The sequence below is a fragment of the Bacillus sp. FSL H8-0534 genome (genome assembly GCF_038005885.1).
GTDB classification, from domain to species: domain Bacteria; phylum Bacillota; class Bacilli; order Bacillales; family Bacillaceae_G; genus Bacillus_A; species Bacillus_A pseudomycoides.
Window position 1 is genome coordinate 124,775 of sequence record NZ_JBBOUC010000003.1, and the last position, 14,959, is coordinate 139,733.

A 14,959-nucleotide genomic window follows, 5' to 3' on the forward strand; every position below is an offset into this window, starting at 1 on the left:
ATAAAAAGCCGATTTCCTATGAAGTGCACCCCGATTGTTAGACACAGTCTAACAATCGGAGGTGCACTTCATGGAGAGCGGCTTTTTAACTTACCATTTATTAAAAATTATACTAATTAAAGTTGTAAAGGTAATTCTTCTAATGACCTCATTAGATAGCTTTCTTTCCATTTCACTTGCTCTCTTTCACCTTGAATCTGTAAATTTGGCATACGGCGTAATAATGTAGAAATTGCGATTTTTGATTCTAAACGAGCAAGTGATGCTCCAAGACAAAAGTGACTACCATAACCAAATGCAATATGACGATTATTTTTTCTTGTAACATCAAAAACATCAGCGTTTGAAAAAATTTTTTCATCACGGTTAGAAGATGCTAGTGAAATAATAATCCTATCTTTTGATTGAATATCTTGGCCATGCATTGTAAACGGTTCTGCTGTCCAACGTATAGTAGTTAATTCAACGGGGCTGTAAAATCGTAACGCTTCTTCAATAGCTGAATCGATTAAATCAGGGTTTTGAAGAAGCTTTTGTAATTGAACTGGATGCTCTAACAATGCTAGTGTCATATTGGCAATTAGGTTTACAGTTGTTTCATGTCCAGCAACAATAAGCAACGTAATTGTCGAGTATAACTCTGATGCATTTAATTTTATTCCTTCACTTTCCGCTTGTATTAGTGCACTGATTAAATCGTCTGTAGGATTTTTTCTTTTTTTATAAACTAAATACTGTATATATTCAGCGAATTCTTCTAATTTTTGATTATTTTTTTGAACATCTTCTAGTCGAAGTGGAGTATCAATGATCGCCTGTGACCAAATTCTAAATTTATGCTGATCTTCAAGAGGAATTCCTAACATTTCACTAATTACCATAATGGGTAAGGGAAAGGCATAATCGTTTACAAGATTTATTGAATGAGTGTGTTCAACTTTATTTAATAGAGCATCAGCGATATGTTGAATTCGACATTCAAGTTGCAAAATCATCTGAGGAGTAAATGCTTTTTGAACAAGTGACCGTAGACGGTGATGGTCGGGGGGATCTGAGTTTAACATATGATTTCTTAAAAGCTCCCTATTTTCTAGCGAAAAAGGAACTTTAACGTCCTCTTTTTTACTAAATACATTCTCAAAATTTTTCATTAATCTTGCATCTTTTAATAAAGCCATAGCATCTTCATATCTCGTAATAAGCCACCCTTGTCCTTGTTCGCATAGAGATAAAGGATAAACAGGTTGAAAGGCACGTAGTTCTTTGTAAATATCGTATGCTTTCTGTTTAAACATTGGAGAAGCTAATTGTGTTTCTGCCAAGAGACTAAAATTTAGTTCGTTTTTTGAAATCATCAATATAACCTCCATTTTTACAGACTTATTGGGTAACTCAACTCTTAATTTGCATTATAACCCATTTAAATTCAATAACGTAAAGAATATTCAGATAAAATATTACTTTACTTGGTAAAATAAATAGAAAAATTCTGAGATATTTACCTCGTTTAGTCATTTGAATATCACTTATAAGGGGTCCCGCCCCCATCACCATCAAGCTAAGAAAAACAAATACCCCAAAACGAAAATTTTCTTCGTTTTGAGGAACTATCAACTTAAGATAAGTGTATTTATCCAAAACAAGTAAAAAGAAAAATTTATACAGCTAGGATCTTAATAACATCTTTCATAATGAAAGATGTTATTTTCTATCTTCATATGTTGTTTTACGACATATGTCGTGTTACGATATGTTTTAGGAGGTGAAAAAATGGACAAAGAAATGATGAAGGGAAGCATTGATATACTTGTACTCTCTATAATTTCTCACCATGATACTTACGGTTATGAAATCATTCAAAAACTTAAAGTACAAAGCAATGACGTTTACCATATGAGTCAAGGCACACTATATCCAGCACTCAAACGAATGGAGCAAAAAAATTTGATTGAATCATACTGGGGAGAATCAGAAAGTGGAATGAAAAGGAAATTTTACCGTATTACTAAGGCTGGAAAGCAGGAACTAGAGAAGAAGCTGGATTATTGGGGACAAATCACTGCACTTATTCAAGCTTGTCGGAAAGGAGAATTCGCATGAAAGAGTTTGAAAATTACATAGAATGTATTGTAAAAAAGACTAATCTAGATAGGTCAGCCCGTGAGGAACTAGCTATAGAATTACTTGATCATCTTATTAGTTTAAAGGAAGAGTATGTTAAACAAGGAATGTCTATAGAGCAAGCAAAACAATTGGCGATACAACATTTTGGAGAACCAGATTCTATTGGAGGGGAGCTTCAAAAATCTATTTTTCCATATGAAAAATTCATAAAGCGTTCTGCATGGTCTCTATTTGTTCCTTATATATTATTCTTTATTTGGTATCAGTACTTAGGAAATAGCGTTGGTCGTGAGTGGTTTCTTAGGATTATTGAGCAATTTTCAAGAAATCATGATGTAATGTGGTTGCTTCGCACTTTTATTGATATTACACCTTTCTATACCCTTTTTCTATATAACATACCTGGTTATTGGATAGCTCATGCAGTTAAACCAATTATCTTATTGATTCCATTGGGATTTTTAATTCCTATTCTATTTCATAGGTTCCGCTCTTCTAAAGCAGCTTTTATGCTCTTTGTTAAATTAACTTTAAGCATTGAGTTGTTGTATATTGTCATGTTAGTAGGTACTTTTGACACTACTAGTATTATTTTTCATTTGGTTGGCCTCTTAGTTGGGTTTATGGGATGGAAATTACTACAGAAACTGCAGATTAAAAAATTCCTTACACCATCTAATATGAACTATGTGAAGTGAAAATTTTATTGTGATTAATTCATAGAGGATCTTGGAACCAAATAAAAAATGTACAAGAATCTAAAAATGTTTTGTCTTTATTATTCAGGTAGCAATTTAGACTATTCCTTATATGTAAAAAAACGCTATTCTTTTGTTAACCACATACACGAAAGGATGGCGTTTTTGTATGAATTTATCGATTTTAGATGAACTAGAATTGTTTTCTAAAGAATTACAACGATATATGTCACCACATGTTTTAGAACAGTTAGCTAGAGAGATAGGATTTGTTCAAAGAAAAAGTAAATACCGTGCTCAAGATTTAGTGGCTCTATGTGTTTGGTTAAGCCAAAATATAGCTCATACTTCATTGACACAATTATGTAGTCGCTTAGAAACGAATACAGGTATTTCTATGAGTCCAGAAGGACTCAATCAACGATTTAATTCTCAGGCTGTGCAGTTTTTACAACAAATATTAACCTATTTACTCCACCAACAACTCTGTACATCTAGTAAGATTTCAACTTTATATACAAACCATTTTCGCAGTATTCGTGTATTGGATTCTACACATTTTCAGATTCCAGATAAATTTGCTTCTACATATCAAGGTTCAGGAGGTAGTGGTCATAGTGCTGGTGTGAAAATTCAACTAGAGTACGATTTACTTAGTGGTCAGTTTTTACATGTTCATGTAGGGTCTGGAAAGCACAATGATAAAAATTATGGTTCTACTTGCTTAACGTCTCTTCAACCGCACGATGTATGTATACGTGATTTAGGATATTTTGATTTGAAAGATCTGCATACGATAGACGAGTGTGGTGCTTATTTTATTTCTCGATTAAAGCTCAATACTCGTATATATCAGAAGAATAGAGAGCCTGAATACTTTCAAAATGGAACAATAAAAAAACACTCTGAGTACGTCCAACTAGATATGGAGCAATTTATTGACCAATTACAGTCTGGTGAAACATATGAGATTCCTGAGATTTATATTGGAATGTATCAAAAACTTCCTGCAAGACTTATTCTGTATAAATTAACTGAAACGCAAATGAAACGTAGACAAAAGGACTTAGCATCTAAAGAGCACAAGAAGCAAATCACCTATAAAGAACGCAGTAAGCGACTTAGTGCAATCAACTTCTACATTACGAATATCCCTTCGGAATACCTACCAAGGGAACAAGTATACGATTTTTACTCCTTACGATGGCAAATTGAATTGATATTTAAAACATGGAAATCATTTTTTCGTATTCATCATTGTAATTCTGTAAAATTAGAACGGTTAGAATGTCATTTATATGGACAATTAATTAGTATCCTTCTTTGTTCCTCCACCATGTTTCAAATGCGTCAATTACTCCTCACCAAGAAGAAACGAGAGCTGAGTGAATATAAAGCGGTTTATATTATTAAAGATTACTTTCTACTTCTTTATCAAGCTCTACAAAAAGATACTCAAGAACTATCAAAAATCTTGCTTCGTTTGTTTAATTTTTTGCAGAAAAACGGAAGGAAATCTCATCGATATGAGAAGAAAACAGTCTTTGATATATTGGGTGTCATATACACTTGTTTCGTTACTCATAATCATGTAGCTTAATTAAAAAAATGAAACCCGTTAGGGTTTATTTGGTATGCAGATTTTTAGATAGCTGATATCACCTCTTTAGAAAACAGAAAAAATCTAGTTGAACGGACTTTTACTTAATCTTAGGTTGATGGGCATGGGTCCCGCCCCACATCGCTATCAAGCTAAGGTTTTAATATACCCCCTAAATAAAAATTTTCTTTCTCTACAGATAGTTATTTTCAGAAGTCCGCTTATTTTTTTCGTTTTGGGGCGTTTATTTTTCTTAAGTTGATGGACGTGGGGTAGCACCACATCGCCATCAACTTAAGAGTACTTACTACCCATTATTGTTATAAAAGTTATTCTTCCTAGATTAATCAGAGGGATGAAAAAAAACACCCTCACAGGTGTCTTTTTTCATTATAGAAATATCTTAAAATAGATATCTGATGTCATTTATTCAATAAAAAACCCTTTGTTACATCATAACGCCATTATCTTTGAATGAATACCATTTACCATCAATGAAATGTTTTCCTACTGCCATTGCACCATTAGATTGTAAATAGTACCAATTTCCATTATCTTGTACCCAACCTGTTTTCATTGTGCCATCTGCATTCATATAGTACCAATTATCCTTATCTTGTACCCAACTTGTTTGCATCTTAGCACCAACAAAGTAATACCAGCTTCCTTGATAACTTAACCAGCCATTATAAGCACCTCCGTTATCTTTGAAATAATGCCACTGATTATTAATTAAATTCCAACCCGTTACCATTGAGCCATCAGGAAGGAAATAATTACCTTGTAGGAATTCTCCTATCCAACCTGTTCGCATTTTCCCTTTACTAAATCCATCTAAATAATATGTTTTATCATTATATTTAAGATAGCCCATGTGTAGATTTCCGCCTTCGAGAATGTAATACCAATCTCCCTCATATTGAACCCATCCCGTATTTGTATACAGTGCACCGTCTGTTCCTAATAAGTAAGCTCCATTTTCATCTTCAATATAGCCCATTTTCATTTTTCCGCTTGCATCAAAGTAGTACCATTTTCCTCCATCTTGTAGCCATCCTGTTTTCTTCATACCCTTTTGATCATAGAAATACCATGTTTCTCCGTCTTTTACCCAACCACTTTGTTGCATTGTCTGTTCTGCTTTTGGAGCGTCCTGCTTCATATTATCTTGTTTTTCTGCATGTGATACTGCAGGAACGATAAACATTGTAGACATCAAAATTGGTAAAATAGCTTTCTTCATTTTCTATATCCCCCAAATAATGTGTAATTTTAGTTTTTATTTCCACAAACAGAATTATATTATAATATTTAAATATAATCAATAGTTTTTGTAACAAAAATGTAATATTTTTTAATTTAACGAAACAAAATATCCATTAATGTAATTATTGTTACTTTTCAGTTACAGTGTAGGTATCATTACATATCTATCAACTTAAGGGATTAATTGTCCCAAAAACGAAAAAGATGAGTCGAATTCTCATAAATAACTGTAAAAAGGTAAAATTTTCGTTATGGGGGGTGACCTGTTTTCTTAGGTTGATGGCGATGGGGTACCGCCAGCATTTTAGAAAAAAACACGCTAAGCAAAAAATACAATAAGCTGCCCATATGGACAGCTCCTTTACATAATTCTCGAAAGCGGAAGTTAAATATTTAACTCAAAGTTTTGAAAGAAAAAACAGCTAAACTAAAAAAAGAATTGGAATACGAAGAATAACATTAAAAAAAACTACGAATAAAAATATTCGAAGGAAGGTAATTACTATTCATTTGTTATTTTTTCGTTTACTCTTTGCTTTAAATAATTATATTGTTTGTCATTTGTATCTGCAAAAGCTTCTTCTCTATTAGAAGGAACATCCATATATTCGATAGAACTAGGAAATTGACTTTCTGTAAAATCATAACGTTTTTCATTGATTTCATTATAAAAATGCCATCCTTCTTCAAGTTCTGTCTTTAATATTTCTCCTCCATACAAATCATTTATCACTAGTGCTGTTACACCACATTGTCCCATTGCAGGATTGTTTAAAGTCCACTTAGAACTTGATTCTATCGACCAAGATTGAAGTAAAATATTTTTTATGTTTTCCCCTTCGAAAAATAACATTTTCCCATCTCCTATATTAAATATTTATTTACGGAACTTACTTGCAAATATTCATCACAGAAATAAATACCAATAATGTTGTTTAAAAACTATCTCTCTTTTCAAATAAAAAACTAAATAAATTTATAATAAATAACCGTTGCATCAAATTCACCATTCGGAGAAATTGCATACCCCGGTATTTTGCCGGATTCTTGATAGTCTAATGACTTGTACAATCTATTGGAAGGATCTCCTTCTCTAGTATCTAATACTAAAAGAGACCTACTTTCTTGTTTTGCTCTTTCTTCTGCTTTTTGCATAAGTGAACGTCCAATACCGTTACGTCTAAAGCTAGGATGAGTCATTAACTTGCAAATTTCAGCTCTGTGGATTCCATTCGGCTTTGTAATTAAATGCAATTGAACACTGCCTGCCACTTTATTGTTTATTTTGGCAATAAACAATATCACCTCTGGTGCTAAAACAGTTTGCCAATACTTTGTCGATTCTTCTTGTTCCAGTGGAGGTAAAAAACCTATTGACGCTCCATCATCTACTACAGTTTTCAAAAGTTCAGAAAGCTCTTCAATATCTTTATCAAGTAGTTTAATCTCTTTTATTTCTAGATTTTGCATTACTTCTCCCCCTTTTTCCTAATTGTACCATTCGAAAGAAGTGATATGTTGTGTAATTTTGGTTGTATATCGGGTTCCGGTGCAAGAAATTCAAGATACATGCAAGTAATCTCCTAACCTTGGACATACTGATAGTATTACTCTAGAAAAAGGTGTGTGATCGATATAGAAAAGGAAAATTTGTTCAAATGGAAGCATTATCAGCCGGAACTAATCTTATTAACAGTAAGATGGTACCTACGGTACAATTTGAGCTTCCGTAACCTGGTGGAAATGATGGAGGAACGAGGCTTATCCATGGCTCACACAACGATTATGCGATGGGTTCATCAATATGGACCTCAATTAGAAGAGAAAGTACGACATCATCTTAAAACAACAAATGATTCATGGAGAGTCGATGAAACTTATATTAAAGTGAAAGGGCAATGGATGTATGTATATCGTGCCGTTGATTCAGAAGGGAATACCATTGATTTTTATCTAAGTAAATCAAGAGATAAACAAGCAGCCAAGCGCTTTTTCAAGAAAGCCTTGGCTGCTTCTCATATTTGTAAACCTCGTGTTATAACAGTAGACAAGAACCCGGCCTATCCCGTAGCGATTCAAGAGTTAAAAGAAGAGAAACATATGCCTGAAGGCATACAAATAAGGCAAGTTAAATATCTCAATAATATAGTGGAACAGGATCACCGTTTCATTAAGAAACGTGTACGTTCTATGTTAGGATTCAAATCGTATGAAACAGCCACTTCTATATTGAGCGGCGTTGAAGCCATGCATATGATGAAAAAAGGACAACTTAACCTACAGGTGAAGTCTGCTCAAAATGAAGTTGGGTTCATACATAAGTTATTTGGAATTGCATCATAATCTGTCATTGAATAGGCCATGTAGGTTCTATATCTCTATCAAATGGTTTTTGCACCAGAACCCCTCTTTCTATTCATGTATATTTCTACTACATTACAAATAAGTGCCAAAAGAAAAATAAATGCCCCTATTAAAAATGTTTGATTGAAACTACGTATAACTGCATGTTTATATTTCCACCTCATTTGTTCATATAATTCATTTCCCTCTTTTGACTCTACTATTACTCGTTCCTGCTTATCAACTGATTGTATCGCTTGCAATATTTGTTTTTTTTCTAAATTTGTTTGATTACTTTTTTGAATCATTGTTATTGCTTGTTGATTTACTTTTTCTTTTTCATTCAATAATTGTTGATTTAATAAAACGACTAATACAGCTACTCCCACAATGCTGCCCAATGTTCTCGAAATATTAGATATGCTTGATGCAATACCTGATTTTTCAATTGGCACACTTAATACTGCAGTTGTTGTAAGTGGAGCAAGTGTACATCCCGCGCCAAACCCTACAATCACAAGCCTCCAAATATAATCCCAAGCCGAAAAGCTTGATTCCATATGACCGAATAAATATGAGACAACGATAAATGCAATAACACCTACACTACTAATCACACTGCTTCCGCGTTTTGCAGCGATTGGTGTCATAATTGCCGTAATTATTATCGATACAATCGCTAGTGTACTAATAATCATTCCCGACTTCAGTTCACTCATTCCTTCTACTTGGACCAAATAAAATGCAAAGATAAATAAAAAATTCATTAACCCCATACCTACAAAAAATAACGCGAGGTTTGAAAGTGAAAATTTATCATATGAAAATAAATAAAGGGGCAACATCGGATTTTTACTTTTCTTTTCAATATAGATAAATAACATAAAACTTATAATAGAAATAACAAAGAGAAGACTTATGCTTAACGGACTTAAAGTCGCTTTATTTACTTGTATCAAAGCATAAACAAGTAAAAATAGTGCACATGATGAAGTAACCATACCTGCCCAATCTATTTTAGAACTTGCGGTATGATCATAAGATTCTTTAATAAAAAGAAAGATGAAGATTAAAGAAAAGATACCGACTGGAACATTGATGAAAAATACCCAGTTCCAACTTAATTTATCTATTAAAACTCCTCCAAGTGACGGACCAATCGCTGCAGCTAACCCGCCAAAAGCTCCCATAACTCCACCTATCATGCCTTGTTTTTCTTTCGGTACAAGTTCAAGTCCAAGCGGCATCGCAACAGGTACAATGATAGCCGCAGAGATTCCTTGTAATACGCGAAAAATCACTAGCATTTGAAAAGATGACGCTACTCCGCACATAAATGAGCTAATAGAAAATCCTAGTAAGCCAATAAGGTACAGCTTCTTGCGGCCAAATTGGTCTGCAAGACGAGCTGCCATTAATAAACAGGTCACAAAAGCAACATTATATCCATTTGCAATCCAAGAAATCGCATCTATTGAAGTATGAAATGTCTTTGCCATCCCTGGCAATGCAATATTTACAATATTTGAGTCTAGAATTGCCATAAAGAATCCTGAAACTAATGCAATTAACACAAATATGTTTCGCATGTTTTCCATTTCCCCCCCCTTTAGTTTTCCTTAAATGAAATCCCATTCATAAATAGATTTACACATGCCTCAATATACTCTTCTAATTGAATATCTTCTTCCGTTATGCTGACATTCATAATATATAAGAACAATTGTCCATAAAACATGTTCGCTATTAAGCGATAATTACATGGAATAATGTGTCCTTTTTCTCCAAGTTGCTGTAAATACGTTTCTAGATGATCTACTAAATGTGCATTTAATTCATGAAGTAATCGTTTCATTTCACTGTTTTGTCTAGATTCCAGTAGTGCTGCCCAAATATAATTTAACTTTGGTAAGTTTACCTGAATATATGTTTCTGCAATTTTTGTAAGATCTTGATTCAAATTACCGGTAAACTTCTCTTCTAGTTCCTTCAACAAAGCAACTGGTGTTGTCCGCAAAATAATACTCTCTCGAAATAAATTTTCCTTATTTTTAAAATTACGGAAAATTGTAAGCTCGCTTACCCCAGCTTTTTCTGCAACTTCACGAATTGTCGTTGCCGTATACCCCTTTTCACCAAATAATATAGTTGCTGCTTCCATAACTTTTTCTTTTGCTGTTGGCTTTCCCATTTTAATTCCTCCATCCGATATGTAAGTAAGTGATTACTAACATGTTAACATAAATAAAATGAAAGTAACTAATTACTTTCATCTTTATTACATCTCTTATCTGGCCTCACCATACATGCCCATCAACTTAAGAATTTTATAACGCCCCCAAAACAAGAATTCCATCTTATTACAGTTAATTATGAGAATTCTGTACGCTCATATAATTTTTAACTTATTAATGTTCAAGAACCTCTTTTTTGAATTTTAATAAATTCATTTTGTCATAGGGAAAATAAGATTTTACTGTTTTGCTGATGGTGGATGGATGTACTATTATAAAGTTGCTCCTTCAAAAAGTATTAGTTTACACTTGATCCCTGCACATTGTGTGGGGATTTTATGTAAAGAAAAGACACAATTTTAGGTGTCTCTTTGTGCTTTTACAATTCGTTTAAATGAATATAAAAGAACACCAGCTATAGTACTCACCTGGTGTTCTGACTGCAACAATTTCTATCGTCATTTTTACAATACATTCAATTGGCTTTCTGATCACTTTTCGGCTTCCTTACCAAGCAATACACACTAATAATGAGTAAAATAAGAGGGATTCCCTGAATCATAAAGAATCCAAGACAAAATTCAGTTAGTCCACTCCCAGGAGCATCTGTTGCCATTATCCCAACAAATAGAGCAACAAAAAAAGTCAAGCCATTCAACACTACACTAATACAAAGAAAAAGTATTTTCCAAAACACTAAAACAATCCCCCTAGTATACTAAAAGATATATGAAGTTTTTATCACATTATCACTTTCGATATGTATATATTAATATACCATTTCTTTTTTCTTTGCAATTCTTTCTTGCGCACGTTCAAATTCACGTTCTGCACGCCATTTCTTCTTCCTCAATTTTAGTCATTTTTCTTATATTTTCCCTACAGGGGTCACCATACATCACCATCAAGCTAAGAAAAGCGAATACCCAAAAACGAAAAAAGTGAACTTAATTATCATGAATAAATGTGGCGTGAAAAATGTTGTTAAGGGCATATTTCGAAATCTTAGAGAGAATAAAAAAAGATATTGTTATATTCTTAAATCTGCAATATAATTAATTTATATAATTCTTAATATTCAGAAATTTAAAGAGGAGGAAATAATATGGCAATCGCAATGGCAGTTTTATCATTCTTAGGTGGAGTAATTCCATTAGTAGCAACACTTCTAAAAGCATTCATGTAATAGAATTCTCTGCACTTATTTATAAAAATTATCATACAAATGATCTGTATATCAAAACCGAATTGATGTGCAGATCATTTGTGTGAGCAAACTTTAAACAAGAAAAAGAATCCCAGAAATCATAAGGGATTCTTTTTCTTTATGTAATTACGGCATTAACATGTTTGCTACCGAGAAGTGGAGTTATGTTAACTTTCATTTTTTTCTATGTATATGCATGTAAAAAAATGAAAGTATAGATTGCAACAAATATAATAAATCCTGATGCTAAAAAAAATGTATATGCTGAAGCTTTTCGATTTTCTTTTAAATCAGAAAGACCGAACATTAAAAACATTAACCCCATAAATAAGGTCATAAGAGACATGAATTCAAATGTATCAGTTATTAAACTATATATAGCTAAAAAGGAACTAATTAATCCGAATACAATTCTTAATAATGTCAGCAAAGAACAACCTCCTTAGTTAAGTCATAAGTATAGAAAATATTTTATAGGATACTATCATTTTTTACCATTTATTAACACATAAAAGAAAAGGAAGAGTATTAATCAAGTAAATAAAATTTATTATGTCTTACGTATAAGTATTTTAATTTCAATGAGATATTTATATTGTCTATAGGTCTTTCAATCTCTTTATGTATAATGTTTTGAATGTATACTTTTTCGGTTAATTTTGAGAATGTCAGGGGAATTAGTATAAAGTCAATGTTTTAGAGGATTTGAATGTAAACAAATATTTAAAAGTTTACATTTGATAAAAACAAAAAAGAGTCCTGTGTTTATTAACGGGTTCCCTTTTGGGAGGGAAGATAAAAAATCAGATGTCTATTCAGCCCAAACAACAACTTTTTAGCATCTAAATTAGCAGTTTAAATAACAAAAAGGGACGGATATTTCGTCCCTTTAATTTGATACATACTTTAAAAACTCATTTAGTGATGAAAACATTACTTCTGGTTCCCAATCACCCTCGCCGTGCATTGCGGTCATTACAGGGTAATTTTTATCTTCAATATCTACAAAAATCGGGTCTCCTAAATTTTCATCGTATCCAATTACATACCAAGTTTCTTTCCAATCACCTTCACTATCCCCAGTTAAAGAATTATCTTCTTCATCTACACTGTATCCTAATTGTCCTTCTTCAAATTCCTCTCTTGAAAATAGGTGAATAGATATAGTTTCAATTTCAGTGTCATCAACTTCCAGCTCAATTTCAAGATTGTCCAACGCTTCAATCTTATTCAAAATAATCTTTAAATCCTCATTTAGCACAATATATACCTCCTGATGTGAGTTACTATCTCAGATAGATTATATCATTTCCATTCCATCGAAAGGATACAGGCTAGAACAATTGCTTGCCATATTTCTTAGCGAACTGATTGGGACTAATAAAGGGATGAGATGATGTTAGGGAGGAATTTGATTCTCTCTTTATCAAATGTAAACAAATATCTAAAAGTTTACTTTTAAAGCTATTTGATTTCTTTTTATATTAATAGAGCTTCCTAGTTAAGGAAGGAGTTTTGAATTTTGTGATAATATTAATATATGGATGAAATAGATATTTAGGAGGAAACTTAGTTATTATGATTAAAATTGTTGGACAAAAAATTGTATTGAAAGAAGCAACTTATCGAGATTTTGATGAATTATATTATTGGAAATATGAAGAAAAAGAACAAGAAGCAAAGAAATGGAATGGTCCATATATACCTGAACGTAAAATAACAAAAGAAGATTTTATGGAAAGTTGGGAGAATGATTATTGGATTTTTCCGAATGTACCTAATACATTAATTATTTTTGTTAAAGATAAATTAATTGGGACAGTAGGTTGTTATTGGGTAGATAAAAATACTAATTGGTTAGAAACCGGTATTGTTATTTATGATAAAAATTACTGGAACGGTGGATATGGTGCGGAGGCTTATAAACTTTGGATTGATTTTCTATTTAGATCTACTGAGTTGCATCGATTAGGAATGTCAACTTGGTCAGGAAATATAAGAATGATGAAAGTTGCAGAAAAAATGGGGATGAAAGAAGAAGCAAGGATAAGACAAGCAAGAATGGTAGATAGTAAATATTTTGATGCAATTAAAATGGGGATTTTAAGAAAAGAGTGGGAACAAGCTTAATGTTGTAAATGGGGTAGCACGCACATTTTAAGGTTCTGGTGCAAAAAAACGAAGCCGCTTGCAAGTAATCTCCTAAACTTGGACATACTGATACTAATATTCTAAAAAAGGACGTGATCAGTATGGAACTGCAAAATTTATTTAAGTGGAAACATTACCAACCTAATATTATTTTGTTAACGGTAAGATGGTACCTACGGTACAACCTCAGTTTTCGTGATTTGGTGGAAATGATGGAAGAACGGGGTTTATCCATTTCCCATACAACGATTATGCGTTGGGTTCATCAGTATGGTCCTGAATTGGACAAACGAATCCGACGTCACCTCAAACAAACCAATGACTGGAGAGTCGATGAAACATATATCAAAGTAAAAGGGCAATGGATGTACCTGTATCGTGCCGTGGATTCCGAAGGAAACACGATTGATTTTTACCTCAGTAAAACAAGAGACAAACAGGCTGCAAAGCACCTCTTTAAGAAAGCTTTGCGGTCTTTGCATGTTTCTAAACCTCGTGTCATAACAGCCGATAAGAATCCGGCTTATCCTATAGCAATTGAACAGTTAAAAATTGTTTATGCGGAGGTTTATACAAAAATCTAAGGGAACACCGTTTCCCTCCCTTTTCTAACTAAAGGGCAGTAGAGTTTAACAAGGAGGTTACTTATGAATTGTGAAAGTGTATTACACCAAATTGAAGTAGCTGTAAAAACAGTAATTGAAATAATAGGCAATTTAGAGGAAGACGATTTACAAAAAAGACCAACACCTAATAAGCATTCTATCGGGGAACTATTAGAACATATGGCAGTGATTTGTGAAGCTGATTGGCGTATTTCAAAAGAAGCAACGCAAGAAGAAATGGAAAATTTTTATTCAGGAGTAGCATATAAAACCTTAGACTCAATAAAAGATGGTTTCCTTACCAATTTTGAATCATTAAAAAATAAATATATGAATTTATCCGAGGCAGAACTCCTATCTCAAACTACTTCATATTGGGATTTGACTTATACAAGATATGAATGGCTGTTAGAGATATTAGCACACGTTTATCATCATCGGGGACAATTACACGCTATGCTTGTTCACTGTTACGATAAAGACCCTAAAATCTTAATGTTTGAATGATATTCCTTCCATTAACGTACGCTTTAGTTGAATTGCGTGTTATCTAGTAGGCTGTTTGACATATTGTACATGACCAATATGCAAAACAGCTTATTTTTACAAGTTTTTTTGATATTAGGTCTTGATAACGTACAATTTTCTTTTTTGGATATGGTGAGGCCTTTATTGAGAATTTTTTGTTAAGATAATCATGGTAAAATAAGACAAATCAAAGGTGGTAGTTC

General features: G+C 32.7%; 15 protein-coding genes and 1 pseudogene. 7 read left to right on the plus strand and 9 right to left on the minus strand.

Annotation, left to right across the window (positions count from 1 at the left end):
* Positions 1-116: 116 nt before the first annotated feature.
* Positions 117-1,355, minus strand: a complete 1,239-nt coding sequence (locus MHH71_RS28985; protein ID WP_018767729.1) for a cytochrome P450 family protein — start codon at positions 1,353-1,355, stop codon at positions 117-119.
* 415 nt (positions 1,356-1,770) lie between these two features.
* Here MHH71_RS28985 and MHH71_RS28990 point away from each other — a divergent pair, with 415 nt between their 5' ends.
* From MHH71_RS28990 to MHH71_RS29000, 3 genes are all read left to right on the plus strand, one after another.
* Complete coding sequence (locus tag MHH71_RS28990; RefSeq protein WP_016132913.1) at positions 1,771-2,100, plus strand: PadR family transcriptional regulator; 330 nt, start codon at positions 1,771-1,773, stop codon at positions 2,098-2,100.
* The gene (locus MHH71_RS28995; protein ID WP_016132912.1) at positions 2,097-2,822 is read left to right on the plus strand and encodes a VanZ family protein; all 726 of its coding nucleotides are present in this window, start codon (positions 2,097-2,099) and stop codon (positions 2,820-2,822) included. Before MHH71_RS28990 ends, MHH71_RS28995 begins: the two co-directional genes overlap by 4 nt.
* A 169-nt stretch (positions 2,823-2,991) precedes the next feature.
* A complete protein-coding gene (locus MHH71_RS29000; RefSeq protein WP_006097539.1) occupies positions 2,992-4,422 on the plus strand; it encodes an IS4 family transposase in 1,431 nt (476 codons plus the stop codon).
* Positions 4,423-4,870: 448 nt separating this feature from the next.
* Here MHH71_RS29000 and MHH71_RS29005 read toward each other — a convergent pair whose 3' ends face one another.
* The 3 genes from MHH71_RS29005 to MHH71_RS29015 form a co-directional block, all read right to left on the minus strand.
* The gene (locus tag MHH71_RS29005; protein WP_006097540.1) at positions 4,871-5,665 is read right to left on the minus strand and encodes an N-acetylmuramoyl-L-alanine amidase family protein; all 795 of its coding nucleotides are present in this window, start codon (positions 5,663-5,665) and stop codon (positions 4,871-4,873) included.
* Between the two features lie 525 nt (positions 5,666-6,190).
* Entirely contained in the window at positions 6,191-6,541 is a 351-nt protein-coding gene (locus MHH71_RS29010) for a YunG family protein (protein ID WP_033799517.1), read from the minus strand.
* 113 nt (positions 6,542-6,654) lie between these two features.
* Entirely contained in the window at positions 6,655-7,158 is a 504-nt protein-coding gene (locus MHH71_RS29015) for a GNAT family N-acetyltransferase (RefSeq protein ID WP_006097542.1), read from the minus strand.
* 165 nt (positions 7,159-7,323) lie between these two features.
* Here MHH71_RS29015 and MHH71_RS29020 point away from each other — a divergent pair, with 165 nt between their 5' ends.
* Positions 7,324-8,031, plus strand: a complete 708-nt coding sequence (locus tag MHH71_RS29020) for an IS6 family transposase (protein WP_040118712.1) — start codon at positions 7,324-7,326, stop codon at positions 8,029-8,031.
* 38 nt (positions 8,032-8,069) lie between these two features.
* On the opposite strand, the gene MHH71_RS29025 is transcribed toward MHH71_RS29020, so the two are convergent.
* The 5 genes from MHH71_RS29025 to MHH71_RS29045 all read right to left on the minus strand — a co-directional run bounded on the left by MHH71_RS29025 (position 8,070) and on the right by MHH71_RS29045 (position 12,733).
* Entirely contained in the window at positions 8,070-9,620 is a 1,551-nt protein-coding gene (locus tag MHH71_RS29025) for a DHA2 family efflux MFS transporter permease subunit (protein WP_033799831.1), read from the minus strand.
* Positions 9,621-9,640: 20 nt separating this feature from the next.
* A complete protein-coding gene (locus tag MHH71_RS29030) occupies positions 9,641-10,222 on the minus strand; it encodes a TetR/AcrR family transcriptional regulator (RefSeq protein ID WP_006097598.1) in 582 nt (193 codons plus the stop codon).
* 518 nt (positions 10,223-10,740) lie between these two features.
* Positions 10,741-10,962, minus strand: a complete 222-nt coding sequence (locus tag MHH71_RS29035; RefSeq protein WP_018767794.1) for a hypothetical protein — start codon at positions 10,960-10,962, stop codon at positions 10,741-10,743.
* A gap of 694 nt (positions 10,963-11,656) precedes the next feature.
* Positions 11,657-11,902 carry a YczI family protein gene (locus tag MHH71_RS29040; protein ID WP_033799316.1) on the minus strand — a complete coding sequence of 82 codons (246 nt, stop codon included), beginning with the start codon at positions 11,900-11,902 and terminating at the stop codon, positions 11,657-11,659.
* Positions 11,903-12,361: 459 nt separating this feature from the next.
* Positions 12,362-12,733, minus strand: a complete 372-nt coding sequence (locus MHH71_RS29045; protein WP_006096906.1) for a hypothetical protein — start codon at positions 12,731-12,733, stop codon at positions 12,362-12,364.
* 317 nt (positions 12,734-13,050) lie between these two features.
* Between MHH71_RS29045 and MHH71_RS29050 the strand changes: the two genes are divergently transcribed.
* The 3 genes and pseudogenes from MHH71_RS29050 (at position 13,051) to MHH71_RS29060 (ending at position 14,735) form a co-directional block, all read left to right on the plus strand.
* Positions 13,051-13,602 carry a GNAT family N-acetyltransferase gene (locus MHH71_RS29050; protein ID WP_006096905.1) on the plus strand — a complete coding sequence of 184 codons (552 nt, stop codon included), beginning with the start codon at positions 13,051-13,053 and terminating at the stop codon, positions 13,600-13,602.
* A 122-nt stretch (positions 13,603-13,724) separates the two neighbouring features.
* Positions 13,725-14,174, plus strand: a pseudogene (locus MHH71_RS29055) (IS6 family transposase); the annotation flags it as partial.
* Positions 14,175-14,270: 96 nt separating this feature from the next.
* Complete coding sequence (locus tag MHH71_RS29060; protein WP_006096903.1) at positions 14,271-14,735, plus strand: DinB family protein; 465 nt, start codon at positions 14,271-14,273, stop codon at positions 14,733-14,735.
* Positions 14,736-14,959: the final 224 nt, after the last annotated feature.